We start from the raw sequence: 19914 nt of genomic DNA, 5'->3' as shown, positions 1-19914 counted from the left end.
GCGACCTCTCGGTCGCGGCATCCGTCGTTCCACCGGCCGGAGCGTGCCCGGGCGCGTTCATGTGCAGGAAAGGTGGGACGGTTGCCGCCTCGGGTGGCCGCCGGGGCGACTCCAGCCCGACGGTTCCTGCGAACGGCAAGGCGCCGCGGCGGATCGCGGCTACACCAGCAGCTGGTGGCGTGCGAGATCGCGGTACAGCGGGGTCGACGCGACCAGCTCGCTGTGCGTGCCCTGGCCCACGACCCGGCCGTGATCGAGCACCACGATGAGGTCGCTGTCGACGACCGTCGAGAGTCGGTGGGCGATGACGATGAGCGTGCGCCCCGAGGCGACGGCATCGAGCGCGTCGCGCATCCGCTGCTCGTTCAGGCCGTCGAGCGACGACGTCGACTCGTCGAGGAGCAGGATCGGCGGGGCGGCCAGCAGCGCGCGGGCGATGGCGAGCCGCTGGCGCTCACCGCCGGAGAGCATCACGCCGCTCTCGCCGACGGGCGCGTCGATACCGAGCGGGTCGCGCTCGAGCACGTCGCCCAGGTTGACCGCGCGCAGCACCGCCTCGCATTCCGCATCGGATGCCCCGGGAGACGCCAGCCGCAGATTGTCGGCGATCGACCCCGCAAGGGTCGGCGCATCCTGCTCGACGTAGCCGAGCTGAGCGCGGAGCGCGGTGCGGTCGAGCGTGCGCACGTCTTCGCCGCCGACGAGGATCGCGCCGCCCGTCGGATCGTAGAACCGCTCGATCAGCGCGAGCGTCGTGCTCTTGCCGGCGCCGGAGGGTCCGACGAGGGCGACGCGCGCGCCACGCGGGACGCGGAACGACACTCCGTGCAGGACGCCGGCCGCGGCATCCGGCGCTGCCGCTGCGGCTCCCGCGGGCACGGCGTCCTCGACGACGGGGATCGAGGTCGTGGCGGGGTCGACGTGCGCGTTCTCGAGCACCTTGGCGGCCTCGGCCTCGGCGGCCGAGCGCGCCGCGATCACGTGGGCGGGGTAGGCGAAGTGGACGTCGACGAACTCGATGGCGGCGCCGGGATCGGCCCCGACGCGCGGCGCGGCGGCGGCCAGCCGCGAGTCCTCCTGCTCCTCGGTGGGGAGGTCGAGCACCTCCTGGATGCGACCGAGCGCTCCCAGTGCCTGGTTGACGGAGGTGATCGCACCGAACGTCGATCCGAGGGGTGCGATCAGCATGAAGAGGAACATGATGAACGTCACCAGGCTGGCGATCGTGATGGCTCCGGAGGCGACGCGGAAGCCGCCCACGCCGAGCACGACGAGCAGGGAGACCTGCAGGGCGATGCTCGCGACCGGAACCACGAGTGCCGACACCTTCGCGATGCGGACGCCCACGCCGTAGGCGTCGGTGGCGAGGCCCGTGACGCTGTCGATCTCGCGCTGCGTCGCCCCCGATGCGCGCACGGTGCGGATCGAGCCCACGGCGCGCTCGACGCCCGAGGCGAGCTCGCCGACCTTGACCTGCTGTTCGGCCGATGCCGTGCGGATCCGGCCGCTCAGAAGCACGACGCCGAGCAGGGAGATGCCGATCACGAGCACGATGAGTGCAAGCAGGATCGGGTCGATGATGGCCATCGCGATGAGCGCTCCGAGGAAGATCAGCACATTGCCGACGGCATCGGCGAGCCCCTGCGTGAGCACGGCGTAGAGCAGGGTGGTGTCGGTGCCCACGCGCGAGACGAGGTCGCCGGTGCGGCGTGCGTCGAACTCGCTGATCGGCAGACGGAGGATGCGGGCGATGAGCTTCCGGCGGCTCGAGTAGACCACGGCCGTGCCGGTGCGCTGCAGCAGGAAGTGCTGGTATCCCGAGATCACCGAGGCGACCACCACGAAACCGACGAGCAGCCAGACGAGTGAGCCGAGGGCTTCGCCGTTCTGCACGCGGGCGATCAGCTGTCCGACCAGCAAGGGCTGCGCCAGCGTCGCCCCCGCGCCCACGACGCTGAGGACGGCGATCACGACCAGCACGGGCTTGTGCTCGAAGATGAACGGCAGCAGCTGTCGGAAGGTCGCGCGGGGGCCCTCGGGCTGGGAGCGACGGCCGCGGCGGGCGGGGGCGGTGTTCGACATGCGGGTTACCTTTTCGTGCGTCGGGGGAACTTCGAACGTACGCCTTCTCCTCAGGGTCAGGCCGTCTAGCGTCGACCGTACTTCTTGTGTGCGGCCTGCCTGCTCACACCGAGGGCAGCGGCGATCGCCTGCCAGGAGTAGCCGAGGTTGCGGGCGCGACGCACCTGCACCTCCTCGGCGCGAGAGAGCTCGACGCGCACGCCCGCGAGGCGATGCAGCTCGGCGATCGGCTCTCCCTCGGCGGCCGCGCCGACGAGGGTGCGGATGTCATCACTGCTCACGGGTGTCCTTTCGCAGACCGGATGCCTCGTGCCGGGCCATCCGCTCGTCAACTGTAGTTGACACGACGCTTGAATGTCAACCGACGTTGACGTGATGCGGATCCGTGACCCTGTTCACACCGCCCACACAGGCTTATCGTGAGAGCGTCGAGGAAGTGTCGACGGCTGTGTCTGCACTCCCGGTGTGGCCCTCTGGGGAACCACGGCATTCTCAGCCCGGGCCGCAATCATCAAGGGGACGCGCCGCATGTCTGCACCGCCGTTGCCCTCGAGAGCCGGCGGTTCCGGCCCGTCGTCCGCCGCGTCCGCCGTTGCCCGGCCGGCCGCCGGCGCTTCTCCGCGCGCGAGCGTCCTCCCGCTGGTCGTCGGAGGTGCCGCCGTCGTGGCCAGCATCGTGCTCGCGATCATCGTCGCGACGTGTGCCAGCGCGACCGTCGTGATGCTGGGGCTGCCGCTTCCCCTCGTCGCCGCCGACCACTGGTCGCTGAGCCTCCTGGGGTACCTGCTCACTCCTGTGGCCGTGATCGCCTGCTACGGCTGGGACGCCGTCGGGCAGCGCCGGGGGCGCGCGCGCAACCGCAACTTCGTCCTCCGCCCCGGATACTCGCGCGCGCTCACGGGGGCGGCCGGACTCGGGGTCCTCCTCGGCGCGTGGCACGTGCTCAACCTGAGCGTGCCGCTGTCCGAGCTGCTGGGTTGGTCGTGAGGCGGCGTCTGGGAGCGGCCCTCGCGGCCGCGGTCGCGACAGTCCTCCTCCTCGGTACCGGGGCGCCGGCCGCATTCGCGGCGACGACCGCCGACCCCGCCGCGGTCGCGCGCGTGACGACGACGGCCGCGGCATCCGATTCGTCCCTGTCGGAATCCGGTGATGCGGCGATCGCCGACATCCGCACCTGCCTCGCCTCCCAGGACGTGTTGAACGTCTATTACCTGATCGACAACTCGCAGTCGCTACGCGTGCAGGACGACGGTGTGACGCCGGGCTCCGACCCCGACGTCCTGCGCGCGGCGATCCTCGCCAACAGCCTCGAGCAGCTCGGCTCCCTGGGTGAGGACACCGCCGTGAACTGGGCGGCGGGCTTCTTCAGCACCGACTTCTCGGCCGACATCGGCTGGCAGCAGTGGCAGGAGGGCAGTCCGGATCAGCTCGGCCAGGCGATCTCCTCGCGCACGCCGAACGGGTACACCAACTGGATCGAGGCGCTGGACGGCGCGCAGTCGCAGCTCGCAGTGCAGCAGCGGAGCGCTCCCGGCTGCCAGGTCGTGGTCTGGCTGACCGACGGTGCGTACGACGTGGGAGACGCCCAGGCGAACGCCGACGGACTGAATGCCCTGTGCGGAGCGCGGATCGACGCCGACGGCGACGCGCCCGAAGGCTTCGGCATCTTCAACACCTTCCGGCAGTCCGGCGTCGTCGTGCTCGGCGTGCTGCTCGCCGCCGACGAGGCGGCCTCCGACAAGGGTCAGGTGATGCGCCCCCTCGTGGAGGGCGCGGGCGAGGTCGACGGGTCGGCGGTCGGCTGCGGGCAGCAGCCGATGCCCAGCAGCTACGTGCACGGCGCATTCCTCGAGGCGGACAGCCCCTCGTCTCTCGCGCAGGTCTTCCTGCAGCTGAGCGCGCAGGTCGGCGGCGGCTACCCCGCCCCGTTCGACGCCGACGGACGCTTCTGGGTCGATGCGGGCGTCAGCCGGTTCCGGGTCGTCCTCGGCGAGGGCGCCTGGACACTCACCCCGCCGGCGGACTCCGGCCTGGATCCGGCATCCGACACGGCCCCGCAGTCGTGGGCGTCCATCGACGCGCGCGACGGCTCGAGCGTGATCGATGTGTCGACGACGGATGCCGCGGCCCGCGGCCAGTGGCAGCTCACCTCGGGTGACACCCGCTCGTTGTTCCTGTTCAGCGATCTCTCCATCCGCTTCGACGAGACCGGCTCCATCGAGCTCGACGCGAACGGACAGGCCGCCGCGGTCGTCACCGGCCGGGTGGTCTCGACCTCGGGTGATCCCGCCGACCTGACGGCATTCGGTCGGGCGGAGTTCCGCGCGTCGCTGCCGGGGGAGAGCGCGGAGGCGGTCACGCTCGACGGTGCGGAGCTCGACCTCGCGACGGGGTCCTTCACGATCCCGCTGCCGTCCGACATCAGCGCCTCGCAGCTGACGGTGACCGCGGCGATCGACCCCCTCGTGACGGCCGCGCATCAGCTGACCCTCGCGCCGGTGTCGGCTCAGCAGACGGTCACGACCGTCTTGCCGTCGAACTTCCCGCGCGTGGCGACCGTGCCGGTGCAGCTGGACCCGCTCGAAGGAGCCGACGGGCAGGCGCGAGGTGCGATCACGGTGCTCGGCCCCGCCGACGGCGGCGACGGCAGGGTGTGTGTGCGGGAGGACCCGTCGATCGTCAGCGATGCCGCGGACCGCGCCGGCAGCTGGGAATGGGACCTCGCCGCCGATCTGGACGGCGACGGTTGCATCGCAGTCCCGCAGGGGTCGGAGGGCGTGCGCATCTCGATCGCCGCCGCGAACCCCACCGCCGCCGACAGCACAGTGCAAGCCAGCATCCCCGTGACTTTCGTCTCGGGTGCCGGGGCCGAGCTCACCCAGGACGTCCCCGTCGTCTTCCCCTCGACCCGGCCGGTGAACGCCGCCGCGGTCGGACTGCTCGCGCTGGGGCTCTTGGTGCTCGGCATCCTCGTCCCGCTCGTGCTGCTCTGGCTGGTCAACTGGTACACGACGCGCCTGGAGCTCGAGCCCAACACGCAGCGGGCCGCGCTCGCCCTGCGGATCGGTGCGCGCGAGACGGTGTTCCCGACAGCGCCCGGGGACGCGACGGCGCTCGGCCAGCAGTTCGGCTACCAGCCCCCGAGGAGGAACGTCCGCACGATCGACGACCCCGCGTTGGGAACACTCCGCGCGCGGGTGCCGTGGTTCCCTCTGCGCGAGACCTGGTACGAGATCGTGCCGCCCGCGGGCGCAGCGGTGCTCTCCGCACGGACCGGGCGCCGGGCGGGCTCCGAGGGCGTGCGTCGCGCCGACGGCACCGTGCGCTTCCGGCAGCTGCCGCTCGACGCGTTCTCGGCGGTCGTCGTCCGCCACGACGAGCTCAGCCGCACCCGCCGAGGTGACGACGTCGACGGCACGGCGGTGTTCTTCCACCGCCCCGATCCGAGCGATCCATCCCAGTACCGCAGCCGGCTGGCCGAGATCGAGGTCGACGGGCAGGCCCTCCATGAGCGCGCCGATCGACAGCGCGGACAGATCCAGGATGCCGCGGCTCCGCGTCGGGCGGATGCACCCGCGTCGACGTCGAGCGCGCCGGGAACTACTGTTCCCGCGCCGTCGTCTCCCGCGCCGTCGCCGTCCGCGTCCGTGCCGGCGCCGAGCGCACCGACCCGGCCGGGTTCGTCCACGACGCCGCCGCGGCCCGCCCCGGTCCAGGGGACCGGCAGCGTCCCGCCCCCTCCGCCGCGCTCGGGCACGGTACCCCCACCACCCCCGCGCCCCGGGCGCTGAACAGACTCCTCCCCCTCCTGAACGAAAGCGAGATCCCATGCTCAGACCGTTTCTACTCATCGGTGTCGGCGGCTCCGGCGGCAAGACCCTCCGCGGCATCAAGTACCAGCTCGAGCTGAAGCTGCAGCAGGCCAACTGGCAGGGGGGTATCCCGGCCGCCTGGCAGTTCCTGCACTTCGACACCCCGACCGCCCAGGACGGCGTGGACTACGCGATCCCCTTCCTGCCGCCGCAGGAGTACCGCGGACTGGTGAGCTCGGGAGCGACGTACGACACCGTCTACCGCTCGATCGAGAGTGCGCACCACACGAACGCCAGCGTGTACGGCGACATCAAACGGCAGCTGCCCGATCCCCGCCTCGTCAAGGTCGACGTGACGAAGGGTGCCGGTCAGTACCGGGCGGTCGGACGTGCTGTCGCCCTGTCGGCGACGAAGGACATCGCCGCGGCAGCGCGTTCCGCGATCGGCCGCATGAACGATGCCGCTGCGCTCGCCGAGCTGCAGACCCTCGGTCGTCAGCTGCGCGCCCGTGACGAGGGCGGCGCGTCCAGCCCCACCGTCATCGTCATCTCGTCGGTCGCAGGGGGCTCGGGGGCGGGGCAGTTCCTGGACGTCATCGAGGTCGTCAAGTCGACCGCCAAGCAGCATCCGTGGTCGAACCAGTTCTTCAGCATCCTCTACGCACCCGACGTCTTCGACCAGTTGAACGTCACCGCCGGTATGCCCGGCAACGCGCTCGCCTCCATCGCCGAGACGATGAACGGATTCTGGACCGAGGCCCCGTCGGATTCGACCCTCGAACTGCTCAAGCATCAGGGCATCGCACCCTCGTACGGCGGCGCCATGGACCGGGTCGGTCCCGCGTACCCGTTCATCGTCGGACGCAGCAACTCGAAGGTCACCTTCGCCGACCAGAGCGAGGTCTACAACGCCGTCGCGACGAGCCTCACGGCGTGGATCACCGACGACCGGGTCCAGGACGACATCACCGCCTACGCGTCCGGCAACTGGCAGGCCCGCGTGGGGGCGAACGTCCTGCGCGACGAGTCCGGCCTGATGAGCGCCGTGCACCATTCGCCGCCCTTCTCGTCGCTCGGCTTCGGACGTGTCACGCTCGGGCGCGAGAAGTTCCTCGAGTACTCCGCGGAGCGCCTGGCGCGCTCCTCGCTGGACCGCATGCTGTACGCCCACACCGAGGACGACAAGCTCTTCACCAAGCGCACCGAGCAGGAGTGGATCGCCGTCAAGGCCGACGAGGCGTTCCAGCGGTTCATCCGCGATCTGCGCCTCAACGAAGACACCGACGACCACAACGACGTCACGACCGAGCTTCGCGCGAAGGAGAACCTGGAGCAGCTCACTCTCGAGCTCGCCCACGCCGTGCAGCAGCGCCTCAGCGACCCGAACCTGCTCGACAAGAACGGCGGGCTGGATGTCTCGACCTGGAGCACGCGACTGCTGAACGAGTACTCGATCCGCAACGGCGAGCTGCTGCGGCGCGACGAGCGTGCGCGTCAGCTGATCCTCGACGACTGGATCGACGCCGCGCCCTCCCGCATCCTGCACACGGTCGCCCGGTATGTCGCCGCGAGCGGATTGCCGGTCGTGGTCGAACTCCTCGCACGCGTCGAGCGCGTTCTGAAGGGCGTCGCCGATCAGCTCGAGGCGGAGGCCCACAATCACGACCAGTGGGTCATGCAGCTGCCCTCGCTCGTGAGTCAGGAACTGCAGCTCGCCGCGAACCAGAACTCGATCCGTCCGGATCAGGATGCTGTCGCCGGAGCCGTCGAGCGCCTCACGCAGGCCCTCGAATGGGCGTCCGAAGCGCGTCTGCGTGCGAGCGCGAGCACGCTGCTCAAGGAGCTGCGCGGAGAGTTCCTCGCGCCCCTGCGCGAGCACCTCGAAGGGTCGTTCGCCGAACTCACCCAGCGGGTCAACAGCCGCCGCACGCCCGACGATCGCGAGAACGATTTCCCGTTCTGGCCGACCCGCAACGACGACACCGTGCCGCGCAAGTACACCCCCGCGCCCAACGAGCGCCTGCTCGTCGAGCACACGCAGTACCCGCGCGAGTTCGAGAAGCTCGTGCGCAGCAGTCGCAGCGAGGCCGCGCGCTTCGACGACGCGATGATCGCCGTGATCGGCGACCTGATCGTCGGCGCCGAGCCGGGACGCGCGGGGGACGAGGCATCCGTCCCGTGGTCTCTGATCGACATCCGACGCGGCTGGAAGCCCGCCGTCACGGCCGACGCGGAAACGCGCCACCAGACGCAGTCGCCCCGGTTCACCGTCGCTGCGCAGCCGGAGGCCTACGTGGAGCGCGCGCGACTGTGGATGCGACGCGAGGGAACACCCTTCCACGCCTATGTCACCGAAGACCTGCTGAGCTTCTTCGACGAGCACGAACTCACGCCCGAGGTCTTCGGCCGCCGCCGCGACAAGTATCGCGAGCAGCTGCAGGCGGCGCTCGGCGCGAGCGAGCCGCTCGTCAAGCTCAACCCGACTCTGCTGCGTCTGGTGCACGACAAGGCCGTCAACGAGTCGACGAGTCTCGTCTTCAGCTCGATCCCCTTCAAGGAGGGCACCGAGATGTACGCGATCACGAAGAACCTCCTCGGATCGATGGGCTTCTGGGACGACGCGACCTCGCCCGCCTGGTTCCAGGACGCGCGGGTCGACGGCATCGAGGTATTCGCGATGTCGGGCTTCCCCTATCAGCCGATCGTGATGGATTCGGTGATGGAGCCGATCGCCCGCGGCTGGCTCGCGCAGTCGGGCACGCAGGACAGCCGTGAGGCGTTCTGGAAGTTCAAGAAGGCGCGGCTGCTCGGCGAGGCCATACCGGCCGATCCCGCGGTCGTCGCGACGATGCTGCGGGGTTGGTACGTCGCCAAGGCGCTCGGGCAGCTGAAGGTCGAGAGCGGCCACGGCGAGAAGGGTCCCAAGCTCGGGGTGTGGAACACCCTGCGGCGCGCGTATGCCTGGTTCCCGCATCCGCTCCTGCACCCGCGCAACGCGCAACCGCATGACTTCCCCGGCGTCGTGATGCAGTCGCTGACCATCGCGCTCGCGCTGTGCAACTCCGAGGAGAGCCTCGAGCCGCTCGCGGCCTATCGGGCGCTCAGTGCGCTCGGCGGCGATCGGGGGTCGATGTCCGACATCCTCACGGACTGGGTGCAGTCCGGAACGCTGCCGGAGGGCTCGCCCGAGCCCGACCCCGCGCGCGCCGGAAGTGCGGGAGACGAACTGGCCGACCGCCAGACCGCCCTGCGCGACTGGTTCACGAGCGAGCGCGCCGCGTTCGTCGAGAAGGTCGTCGAGCACGACCACTCCGAGTCGGTCTACGCCTACCCGGTGAGCTGGGAGATCCGCGAGCAGCTGCTGCGCGCACTCGACGACCTGACCTCGGCGGTGCTGGGCACGAGGGCTGCGGACACGGGGATCTGACGTGTCGGACAGGTTCTGGCCCGACTCGAAGGCGAGCATCATCCTGCTGCCCAGCGGCGAGCAAGGGGAGGCGCTGCTGGCGCTCGCCGGCGAGTGGACCAAGATGGGCCTGCTCAGCCACGCGCTCTGGGTGAAGCCCGAACGCGTCGGCTCGGCCGATGCCGGCCCTCCGCGCATCGAGGCGGTGGTCCTCGGAGTCGGTCGCGACCTCGAGATCAGCCGGGTCGACGTCGACCTGTTCGAAGCCCTCGCCCGCGAGCCGCTGACGGTCGTCCGCTTGGTCAAACTGCGTTCGGCGGTGCCCTCGCACGAGCAGGACCTCGCGCAGGACCTCGTCGCGGAACGTGTCCGCGACGCGGTGCGCAAGTCCATGCCGATGCCCAGCCCGCACGCGACACTCCGCGAGCAGCCCGTGCAGCTGAAGCATGCCGTGCTCATCTGCGCACCCACGGAGTTCGCTCTCGGCGAGCGGGTGGACTGGGCGTCCGGGGAGTACGGTGCGGTCATCGTCGCGGCCCCGGAAGATCGTTCGAGCCCCTGGTCGGGCGATGCCTTCGTCCGCGAGAACGAGCGGTTCGTCGGGTTCACCCTGATGCATCTGGCCAGCGTCGCGGGCCTTTGGAACGGCGTGAGTCAGGGCAGCTTCGAGCTGTTCGACCGCGAGGAGTCGGGACACCAGGCGATCTGGATCTCCCGCGTCTTCGTCAACGCGGTCCTCACCGAGTCCCTCGGGCGACTCACCGCCGCCCATGTGCTCGACGAGGCCATCCGTCCGGAGTCGCTGCTCGTCGATCCCAGCATCAGTCCGCCGCCCGAGGGCACGACGTTCATCCAGGACGCGCTCGTCAGCGGCTACGTCGACGAGATGGTGCGCGGCGCGATGACAGTCGATGACGGTGCCCTGGCCTTCCGCGAGCCGCCGATGTCGCCCGAGCCACCCAAGCGGCGCACCGGCATCTGGCGGCAGGTCGGGCGGTTCTTCGTGTTCTCGGGCGACAAGCTCGTGCGCATGCCCTACTGGAGCTGGCGCTGGTTGACCTCCCGCACGGCTCGTCAGCTCACGCGCGCGCTGCACACCGATGAAGGCGCTGAGGTGGTCGGCACGGACCTCGACGAGATCTTCGACGCACGCGACCTCGGTGTGCTTTCGGACGCCGGACGCCTGAAGGAGGACGAACGCAACGCACGAGCCTTGGCGCACGCCCCTGCCAGCCTCGCGCACGTGCGGACGACGCCGCGGCTGTGGGCACGCCTGCGCGAACTCGTTTTCGGAACGCTCGACGGCAGCGCGGATCTGTCCGACCTCGGATTCGCGCCCATCGAAGACAAGACCCCGATCTTCGGCCGGGTGTCCGACGTGCTCGCCCTGCCCGGCGAGCCGTGGGCTCCGCCGCGGGAGCTGCTGCCCGAGGTGTTCCCCGACAGCGTGGACTGGTACGCCCTCGCGCTCGCCGACCCCCGCGAGAAGCTCGAGGAGTGGGTGACGGATGCTGCGACCCGGCGGGATGCCACGCAGCGGGCGGTAGCCGGCCTGTCCGATCAGATCGCGCTGCTGCAGCGGCGCGTGTCGGTGACGTCACCGGTTCCGTGGGGGAGTCAGGCACCGGACCAGGACGGGATCGCCGAGCCGCCCCCGGCGCCCCCCACCCAGCCGCTTCCCCCGCCGTCGCCGCAGGCACAGGCGGATCCGCCGCAGCGGCCGGTCGATCCCACGCCCGCCACGGCGGCATGGGCGGCGTCGTCGAACGGGTCGATCACGCAGCCGGCGACCATGACCGCGGATCCGGCATCCGTCCCCCTTCCCCCGCCGTCGGCTGACACCCTGTCGCCGGGCGACCAGGCCCCACCGGCAGCAGTCGTCGCCGAGGCGGTCGACCGGGCCGGCCCGCCGGAGCAGGCGGCCGAGGAGCCCGCGCTGCGTTCGCGGGAGCGGCCGCGCACGCCGCCGCCGCCGATGCCGGCCGGCCGCCGGTCGTTCACCGAACTCATCTCGGAGGACGCCGCCCATCTCGCCGCCGCGCACGCGGAGCGCGAAGAGGCGCGCGCGGCGTTCGTGCGGGCCGACACCGAACAGGTCACGCGCGGTCAGCTCCTCGAAGACTTCGACCGATGGGCGGCCTCTCAGGACCGATCCTTCGTCTGGCGACTCCTCACCCGCCTGGCGGAGGAGAGGCGCTCGGCCGAGCGCCTGTCGAAGCGTCTCTCGGACGAGATCGATGCCATGCAGATCCCCGTACCGGGCGATCTCTTGCGGCTCCGCCGGCGCTTCCACCGGATGATGCTCGTGGGGTGGCTGATCGTCCTCGGCATCGGAGCGCTGCTGTGGCTGGGTTTCGCCGCCGTGGGACGCCAGGCCGAACGTGTGGCAGCCTTCGATCCCACCGGCTGGTACACCGCGCTGCGGATCGTCCTGCTGCTCCTCGTCCTGGCCGCGGTGCTGCTCACCTTCATCGCCCTCATCCGCTACCACGCGGGCTGGTCGCGTTTCCAGCGCAGGGTCGACGTGCAGCGGGCGAGGCTCGCCGAGCTGGGCGTGACCTCCCGACAGGCGAGGCAGGAGGCCACCCGCCTCGCCTCGCTGCATCGGCAGGCGGTCGACTGGATGGTGCTGCTGTCGCGCGCGATCCATCGGCCCTGGCACGTGCCCGCCTCGTGGCTCGAGCGTCAGCCGTACGACATGGAGCGGCGGACCATGCCGTTCGCCCTGCAGATCGCCACGGTGCGCGACGACGACCATGCCGCGACAGCGCGGCTGCGTGGCGTGATGACCGACCAGCTGGTCGTCAAGGGCTGGCGGCACGCCGCGTTCGCGTCGCTCGTGCGCGAGGTCGGTCTGGAACGCGGAGCCCAGGCCGGCGCCTTCGGTCTAGAGGCGCTCGACGAGGATCTGCCGCACTCCTCCAACCACACGCGCAAGATGCTGTTGGCGGCTCTCGACGACACCGCGGTGCTCACCCGTGTGGCGGGCCCGCGGCTCGAGGCGCTCGTGGGCACCGCGCAGCGCAGCGACCTGCACGGCGGTCGCCCGCGCGTCGTGCCCGTCGGCGACAACCCGCTGCGCTCGCTCCTCCGGGCGAGCGATCCGTTCGACCGGAGCGGCGACGACATCGGCTGGGACGAGTACCTCCTGGGCACGCTCGGCCGGCGGCGCGACCCCGTCACGCCGCTGAGCGCGACGGTCTTGGCTGACGTCGACCTCGCCGAGCGGCACCACGAGCGGGTGCGCAGCTATCTCGTGCTGCCGCAGCGCTTGGCCTCGACCCTCGAGTTCCGCCCGGGCGCGGAGGTCGACGTCGTCACCTTCCCCGAAAGCGGCACATCGCCGATCGACCTCTCGTGGCGCGTCGACATCGCGGGACCCGTCCCGCAGTCGGCGCTGCGCCTGATGAGCGTGCGCGGCGACGCCGGGACGGCGCCGGCAGCCGACGGCGGGTCCCCGGAGGCGGATACCGGGGTGTGACTCGTCGAGGGCTCCGGACTAGAGCGAGCCGGTGACTCCCACGCCGAGATCGGCCTCGTAGTCGACGTCCTTCGTCTCGGGGGCGAGGAAGACGGCGATCAGCGTGAGGACGCCCGAGCCGGCGAGGTACAGGCCGACCAGCCAGGGGTCGCCGCCGGCCGCAGCCCAGAGGGCGAGCGCGATCAGCGGAGCGAGAGCAGCACCGAGGATCGACGAGACGTTGTACGACACCGCCGAGCCGGTGTAGCGCACGTTCGTCGGGAACAGCTCGGGCAGCACCGCGCCCATGGGCCCGAAGGTCGTGCCCATCAGGGCGAAGCCGAAGATCAGGAACGCCTGGACGAGCGCGCCGGTGAATTTCGGGTCCGCCTGGGGGAGCAGGAACAGGTCGAACGCGAGACCGAACACGATGATGCCAATCGTCACGCCGATGAGCAGCTTCTTGCGGCCGATCGCGTCGGCGATGGGGCCGGACAGGAGGGTGAAGATGCCGAAGAAGACGACGCCGATGATCTGCATGAGCACGAAGTCGGTGTAGGCGAAACCGAGTCCGGGGTAGAACTGCGCCGCGAAGGCCGTGGCGTCGAACGGCTTGCCGGCGGCTTCGGCAGCAGCCTGGGCGGCCGCCGAGGCGGTGCCGAGGTCTGCCGCCTTCGTGCCGTACGACAGGGTGAAGCTCGTCATCAGGTAGAAGAGCACATACGTCGCGAGCATGATGAACGTGCCGAGGATGAGGTGCCACCAGTGGTGGCGGAAGACCGTGCCGACCGGGAACTTGCGGATGGCGCCGGTCTTCTCGGCCTTCGTGAAGGTCTCGGACTCGACGAGCTTCAGCCGGACCCAGAGCCCGATGATCACCATGACCGCCGAGAACAGGAACGGCACGCGCCAGCCCCACGCCAGGAACGCCTCGGACCGCTGGCCGGTGCCATCGGGGTGGGGCAGGGCGAAGTTGATCGTGAGGAACACCGCGTTGGCGATGATGAACCCGATCGGTGCTCCGAGCTGCGGGAACGTGCCGTACCACGCGCGCTTCCCCGCCGGCGCGTTCTCGGTGGCCACGAGCGCCGCACCCGACCATTCGCCGCCCAGCGCGAAGCCCTGCGCGAGACGCAGGACGAGCAGGAGGAACGCCGCCACCCAGCCGATCTGCTGGAAGGTGGGCAGGCAGCCGATCAGCACCGTCGCGATGCCCATCGTCAGCAGCGAGGCCACGAGCGTCGCCTTGCGGCCGAACTTGTCGCCGAAATGCCCGAAGACGAGCGCACCGATCGGACGGGCGACCATCGCCGCGCCGAACACGGCGAACGACGCGAGGAGCGAGGTGGTCTCGTTGCCGGTCGGGAAGAACAGGATCGGGAACACGAGCACCGCGGCGGTCGCGTACGCGTAGAAGTCGTAGAACTCGATCGTGGTGCCCACGAGACTCGCGGTGATCACGCGTGAGCGCGGATTCAGCGGTGCCGAGGCGGTGGACGGGGAAACAGGGGAAGACATAAGCGACGAGTCTACCCAGGGTTCTCCCAGGTTGGCGCGCGGCGTCAGTCGCGCAGCTGACGCAGGACGAGAGCAGTCCGGATCGCGGCGTCCGCGGCCTCGGCACCCTTGTCCTCCTTCGAGCCGGCGAGACCGGCGCGATCGAGGCCCTGCTGCTCGTCATCGAGGGTGAGCAGTCCGAAGCCCACCGGCTTGCCCGTGTCGAGCGCCACGCGCGTGAGACCGTCGGTCGCGGCCGACGAGACGTACTCGAAGTGCGGAGTGCCGCCGCGGATGATCACGCCCAGGGCGACGACGGCGTCGGCGCCGGCATCCAGGGCCGCCTTCGCCACCACCGGCAGCTCGAACGACCCGGGAACGCGCACCAGCTGCCACGTCGCGCCGGAGGCATCGAGCGTGCGCTCGGCGCCCGCGATGAGACCCTCGCTGATCGCGTCGTGCCACGTCCCCGCGACGACGACGATCCGAAGTCCCGTGGCGTCCGTTCCCCCGGTCAGGGGCGCTCCTCTGCCGCTCATGCGCCTGCTCCTTCGTGCATCTGCGAGAGCGCGTCGGCGAGATCGGCATCGGCGATGATGTGCCCCATGCGGTCGCGCTTCGTCTCGAGATACTGGTGGTTGTTGGGACCGACGCCGACCAGCAGCGGCACCTGCTCGACGACGTCGAGGCCGAGCTCACGCAGCTGGTTCACCTTGTCGGTGTTGTTCGTCAGCAGCCGGACGCGCTCGATACCCAGATCCGCGAGGATTCCGGCTGCCGCGGCGTAGTCGCGGGCGTCGGCGGGAAGGCCCAGGGCGAGGTTCGCGTCGACGGTGTCGAGTCCGCGCTCCTGCAGACTGTAGGCCCGCAGCTTGTTGATGAGGCCGATGCCGCGGCCCTCGTGGCCGCGCATGTAGATCACGACGCCCCCCTGTTCGTCGATGGCGTCGAGCGCGGCGTTGAGCTGCGGACCGCACTCGCACTTGAGCGAGCCGAAGGCCTCACCGGTGAGGCACTCCGAGTGAACGCGGACGAGCGGCGCGTCGTCGGTCAGCTCGCCCGAGACGACGGCCATGTGGTCGGTGCCCGTGACGCGGTCCTTGTAGGCGAGGAAGCGGAAGTCGCCGTGGGAGGTCGGCACATGCGCCTCGGCGCGCAGGCTCACGCGCCGGCGGTGCGGACCGGGCACGGCGCTGTCGCGCGGGTCGACCTCGTCGAGGTGGGCGATCAACTGTTCGATCGTGATGACGTGCACGCCGTCGCGCGCGCCGAGGTCGATCAGGCCGGGCAGGCGCATCATGCTGCCGTCCTCGGCGACGATCTCGGCGATGGCGCCCACCGGCTTGAGACCCGCGAGCTTCATGAGGTCGACGGCCGCTTCGGTGTGGCCCCCTCGTTCGCGCACGCCGCCGTCGACGGCGCGGAGCGGAAGGACGTGGCCGGGGCGGATGAGGCTCGACGGCGTGGACTCGGGGTCGGCGAGCACGTTCAGCGTGTGCGCGCGATCCGACGCGCTGATGCCCGTCGTCACCCGCGTGGCGGCGTCGACGCTCACGGTGTAGGCGGTGCCGCGCGCGTCCTCGTTCACCGCGACCATCGGCGGTAGGTCGAGACGGTCCGCCCAGTCGGCGGGCATGGGGGCGCAGATGAAGCCGCTCGACCAGCGGACGGTCCAGGCGATCCACTCGGGGGTGGCGAGCTCGGCCGAGATGATGACGTCGCCCTCGTTCTCGCGGTTCTCGTCGTCGGCGACGATGATCGGCCTGCCGGCGCGCAGCGCGTCCAGCGCCTGGGGGATGGTGGAAAGGCTCATCGAGAGCCTCCTTCTGTCGGGGCGCCGAGCGCCGAGGGGGTGAATGCGAGGAGGCGCCGCACGTGGCGGGCCAGGATGTCGGTCTCGAGGTTGACGCGGTCACCGGGGCGCCGCGCGCCGAGCGTCGTGGCGGCGAGCGTCTCGGGGATGAGGGACACCTCGAGCCATTGGGGTTCTGCGGATGGGTCGCTGACCGCGCTCACGGTGAGCGAGACCCCGTCGATCGCGATCGAGCCCTTGTCGACGACGAGGGGGGCGAGATCGGCGGGCACCGAGAAGCGCAGGACGCGCCACTGGTCGCCCGGGCGCACCTCGAGCACCTCCCCGGTGCCGTCGATGTGGCCCTGCACGATGTGTCCGCCGAGTCGTCCGTGGGCCGCCGTCGCGCGCTCGAGGTTGACGGGACGACCGACGTCGACGCCCGTGAGGGTCGACATGTCGAGCGTCTGACGCATCACGTCGGCGGTGAACCAGTCGTCCCCGCGGTCGACGACCGTCAGGCACACGCCGCTCACCGAGATCGAGTCGCCGTGCGCGGCATCCGCCACGGCGATCGGCGCGTGCACGGTGACACGCACCCCGTCGCCGGACTCCTCCACAGCGGTGACGGCGCCGACCTCTTCGACGATTCCGGTGAACATCAGCTTTCTCCTTCAGAAGGGCGTGCCACGACCAGCAGGTCGTCGCCGAGTCGGTCGATGGATGCCACACTCAGTCGCCGCGCGTCGGTGATCGTGTCGACGCCGATGTCGGCGAGCGCGAGATTGCGTCCGCCGATCAGGGCAGGCGCGATGTAGACGACCACCTCGTCCACGAGTCCCGCCCGGAGGAACGCGCTCGCCAGCGTGGGGCCGCCCTCGACGAACACGGTCTGGATCCCGCGATCGCGCAGATCCGACAGCACGTTCGGAAGGCTGTGCGTGTCGTAGAACAGGGGTGCTCTGGGGTGACGGCGCACCGCGGCATCCGCCGGTGTGGGCGTCCGCCCGATCACCACCGGCTGCGGCTGCGACGCCACGAGCGTGCCGTCGTCCGCGCGCGCGGTGAGAGAGGCGTCGTCCGCGAGGATCGTGCCGATCCCGGCGACGATCGCGTCGGCGGCCGCCCGACGCCGGTGCACATCGGCCCGTGCGGCGGGTCCGGTGATCCACTGGCTGGTCCCGTCGTCCGCCGCGGCACGACCGTCGAGGCTCTGCGCCCATTTCACGGTCACGTGCGGCCGGCGCAGTTCCGCCGTCCGCAGCCACGATGCGAGCAGCTGCTCGCCCTCGGCGCGGCGGAATCCCTGCTCGACGTCGACACCCGCGGCGGCGAGACGCTCCGCGCCTCCGCCCGCCTCGGGGCTGGGGTCGTCCACGGCGAAGATCACGCGGCTGATCCCGGCGGCGAGGAGGGCTTCCGAGCAGGGCCCCGTGCGTCCCTGGTGGTTGCAGGGCTCGAGGGTGACGACCGCGGTGAGACCTTCGCCGCCCTCCGGGCCGAGGTGGGACAGGGCATCGACCTCCGCGTGGGCGGTGCCGGCTCCGCGGTGCCAGCCCTCGGCCACGACCGTGCCGTCGGGGGCGAGGAGGACGGCTCCCACCTGGGGGTTCACGCCGCGCGGGCCGTTGAGCGCCAGCGCGAACGCACGCGTCATCGCGGAGTCCTCCGCGGCGCTGATGCCCATGCCATTCCCCGTTCCGGATCGGATCTCCGGGGATGGCTCACGCCGACGGCTCGTCACCGTCCGTGCGCCTCTCATCCGGACTGACGAGGGAGACCCTCGCATCACCGTCGGTTCCGGAATTCCACCGGATCGGCCGAGACCGCACCCTTCCGGATGCTTCTGCCTCGGTTCGCGGACTGTCACCGCCGGTTCGGATTCTCACCGACCCCGGAGCACTCTGTACTGCTCTGGAGTCTACTCAACGCCCCGCGCGGGATTTCATTCCATGACGGCTGGCAACTCCCCGCGAAGGCCCTCGCAGGCGCCCTTTCCCCCCTCCCCGCCGTTTAGCCTGGAGGGGGGAAAGGGGCGCGCATGTCACCGTCACCACGCCACACCACGTTCGACGATCTGGTCGCGCGACCGTGGGCCGATGTGCTCATCGTCGGCGGCGGCATCAACGGGCTCGCTGCGTTCCGAGACCTCGCTCTGCAGGGGGTCGACGTCATGCTCGTCGAGCGGTCGGACTTCGTCAGCGGCGCATCCGCGGCGTCGTCGCACATGATCCACGGCGGCGTGCGGTACCTCGAGAACGGCGAGTTCCGGCTGGTTCACGAGGCCGTCACCGAACGCAACGGGCTACTCCGGGTCGCGCCGCACTACGTCCGCCCCCTGCAGACGACGATTCCGATCTTCTCGACCTTCTCCGGGGTGCTGAGCGCGCCCCTGCGATTCCTCCGTCACGGCTCGAAGGGTCACCGCGAGCGCGGTGCGGCGCTCATCAAGATCGGGCTCGTGATCTACGACTCCTTCTCGCGCGGCGGCGGCCGCGTCCCCCGGCACGCGTTCCACGGACGCCGGCGATCGCTGGCCGCCCTCCCGCAGCTGAATCCCGCCATCAAGTACACGGCGACCTACTGGGATGCCTCGCTGCACGATCCGGAGCGGCTCGCGCTCGACGTCCTCCGCGACGGCCGGGCTGCGGGAGGCGACCGCGCGCGCGCGGCGAACTACACCGGGGCGGTGGATGTCAGGGACGGCCGGGTCGTGGTGCAGAGCACCGTGACGGGGGAAGAAGTGGCGGTCGCGGCATCCGTCGTCATCAACGCGTCCGGACCGTGGACCGACCTGACGAACGATGCGCTCGAAGATCCCACCGCGCTCATGGGGGGCACGAAGGGCTCGCACATCGTCCTCGATCACCCCGAACTGCTGGCTGCGACCGGCGGGCGCGAGCTCTTCTTCGAGCACAAGGACGGCCGTATCGTGCTCATCTACCCGCTCAAGGGTCGGGTGCTGGTGGGCACGACCGACCTCGAGCACGACATGTCCGATCCGATCGTCTGCACCGAGGCCGAGGTCGACTACTTCCTCGAACTCGTCGCGCACGTGCTGCCGTCGATCGAGGTCGATCGTTCGCAGATCGTCTACCGCTTCTCGGGGGTGCGCCCACTGCCCGGCCACGGCGACATCGCGGCCGGGTTCGTGTCGCGCGACTATCGCATCGAGACGGCGAAGCTGCGAGGCGGGGGAGTGACGGATGCCACGGTCCTCAGTCTCGTCGGCGGGAAATGGACCACGTTCCGCGCCTCCGCCGAACACCTGGCCGACCGCGCGCTCGAGCTCCTCGCCCGACCCCGGCTGCGCTCGACGAAGGGTCTCGCGATCGGCGGCGGCAAGGGATTCCCCGCCACCGAGCGCACCCGCCGGCAGTGGCTGGAGTCTCACCGGGGCACGCTGCCGCTCGATCGCGCCGCGATGCTCCTCGACCGCTACGGCACGGTCGCCGCCGAGGTCATCACGGCGATCCTGGAAGACCCCGACGACCGATTGCTCGCGGCCGCACCTGCCTACAGCTCGGGCGAGCTGCGGCACCTCGCGCGGACGGAGAGCGTCGTGCACCTCGACGACGTCCTGATGCGACGGACGAGCCTCGCGTTCCTCGGCGAGGCGACGGAATCGGCCGCGCGCGAGATCGCCGGAGTGCTGGCACCGGTTCTCGGCTGGGATGCCTCCGGCATCGACGGAGAGGTGCAGCGCGGCCTCGATCGCGTCCATGCCGCGGATCCGGCGTGGATCTCGGGGGCTCGGTCCGCGTCATCGTCGGACGTGCGGCCGGTGTCGTCGTACGGAGAGTCGAGCAGCGGCCGTTAGCCTGGAGCCGCGCCCGCCCCGTGCACGGGTGCGCGCAGAAGGAGG

General features: G+C 70.7%; 12 protein-coding genes and 1 riboswitch. Of the genes, 5 read left to right on the top strand and 7 right to left on the bottom strand.

Annotated elements, in window-relative coordinates; genetic code table 11:
* Window positions 1-159 precede the first annotated feature (159 nt).
* Together ACFM35_RS09110 and ACFM35_RS09105 are read right to left on the bottom strand one after the other, a co-directional pair.
* Window positions 160-2082, bottom strand: a complete 1923-nt coding sequence (locus ACFM35_RS09110) for an ABC transporter ATP-binding protein (RefSeq protein WP_378841196.1) — start codon at window positions 2080-2082, stop codon at window positions 160-162.
* A gap of 65 nt (window positions 2083-2147) precedes the next feature.
* Window positions 2148-2363, bottom strand: a complete 216-nt coding sequence (locus ACFM35_RS09105; protein ID WP_378841194.1) for an AsnC family protein — start codon at window positions 2361-2363, stop codon at window positions 2148-2150.
* A gap of 247 nt (window positions 2364-2610) precedes the next feature.
* On the opposite strand from ACFM35_RS09105, the gene ACFM35_RS09100 reads away from it, so the two are divergent.
* The 4 genes from ACFM35_RS09100 to ACFM35_RS09085 are packed head-to-tail and all read left to right on the top strand — an operon-like array spanning window position 2611 to window position 12781.
* On the top strand, window positions 2611-3069 hold the full coding sequence (locus ACFM35_RS09100; RefSeq protein WP_378841191.1) for a hypothetical protein: 459 nt from the start codon (window positions 2611-2613) through the stop codon (window positions 3067-3069).
* Window positions 3066-5873 (top strand): vWA domain-containing protein, encoded by a 2808-nt coding sequence (locus tag ACFM35_RS09095; protein WP_378841189.1) that lies wholly within the window; start codon window positions 3066-3068, stop codon window positions 5871-5873. Before ACFM35_RS09100 ends, ACFM35_RS09095 begins: the two co-directional genes overlap by 4 nt.
* Before the next feature lie 37 nt (window positions 5874-5910).
* The gene (locus ACFM35_RS09090; RefSeq protein ID WP_378841186.1) at window positions 5911-9321 is read left to right on the top strand and encodes a tubulin-like doman-containing protein; all 3411 of its coding nucleotides are present in this window, start codon (window positions 5911-5913) and stop codon (window positions 9319-9321) included.
* A 1-nt stretch (window position 9322) separates the two neighbouring features.
* Complete coding sequence (locus ACFM35_RS09085) at window positions 9323-12781, top strand: hypothetical protein (RefSeq protein ID WP_378841184.1); 3459 nt, start codon at window positions 9323-9325, stop codon at window positions 12779-12781.
* A gap of 18 nt (window positions 12782-12799) precedes the next feature.
* Here ACFM35_RS09085 and ACFM35_RS09080 read toward each other — a convergent pair whose 3' ends face one another.
* The 5 genes from ACFM35_RS09080 to ribD are packed head-to-tail and all read right to left on the bottom strand — an operon-like array spanning window position 12800 to window position 17736.
* A complete protein-coding gene (locus ACFM35_RS09080) occupies window positions 12800-14278 on the bottom strand; it encodes an MFS transporter (RefSeq protein ID WP_378841181.1) in 1479 nt (492 codons plus the stop codon).
* Between the two features lie 44 nt (window positions 14279-14322).
* Entirely contained in the window at window positions 14323-14796 is a 474-nt protein-coding gene (ribH, locus tag ACFM35_RS09075; RefSeq protein WP_378841178.1) for a 6,7-dimethyl-8-ribityllumazine synthase, read from the bottom strand.
* Complete coding sequence (gene ribA / locus ACFM35_RS09070; protein WP_378841175.1) at window positions 14793-16070, bottom strand: GTP cyclohydrolase II; 1278 nt, start codon at window positions 16068-16070, stop codon at window positions 14793-14795. Before ribA ends, ribH begins: the two co-directional genes overlap by 4 nt.
* The gene (locus ACFM35_RS09065; RefSeq protein WP_378841172.1) at window positions 16067-16711 is read right to left on the bottom strand and encodes a riboflavin synthase; all 645 of its coding nucleotides are present in this window, start codon (window positions 16709-16711) and stop codon (window positions 16067-16069) included. The genes ribA and ACFM35_RS09065 overlap by 4 nt, the downstream gene beginning before the upstream one ends.
* Window positions 16711-17736 (bottom strand): bifunctional diaminohydroxyphosphoribosylaminopyrimidine deaminase/5-amino-6-(5-phosphoribosylamino)uracil reductase RibD, encoded by a 1026-nt coding sequence (gene ribD / locus ACFM35_RS09060; RefSeq protein ID WP_378841170.1) that lies wholly within the window; start codon window positions 17734-17736, stop codon window positions 16711-16713. Before ribD ends, ACFM35_RS09065 begins: the two co-directional genes overlap by 1 nt.
* 59 nt (window positions 17737-17795) lie before the next feature.
* Window positions 17796-17955, bottom strand: a riboswitch (FMN riboswitch).
* 135 nt (window positions 17956-18090) lie between these two features.
* Here ribD and ACFM35_RS09055 point away from each other — a divergent pair.
* A complete protein-coding gene (locus ACFM35_RS09055; RefSeq protein ID WP_378841167.1) occupies window positions 18091-19869 on the top strand; it encodes a glycerol-3-phosphate dehydrogenase/oxidase in 1779 nt (592 codons plus the stop codon).
* The last annotated feature ends 45 nt before the right edge of the window (window positions 19870-19914 follow it).

The organism is Microbacterium songi (assembly GCF_042747925.1).
Classification (GTDB): domain Bacteria; phylum Actinomycetota; class Actinomycetes; order Actinomycetales; family Microbacteriaceae; genus Microbacterium.
Note: the sequence above shows the minus strand (reverse complement) of the source record. Positions and strands in the feature narration are given on the sequence as shown.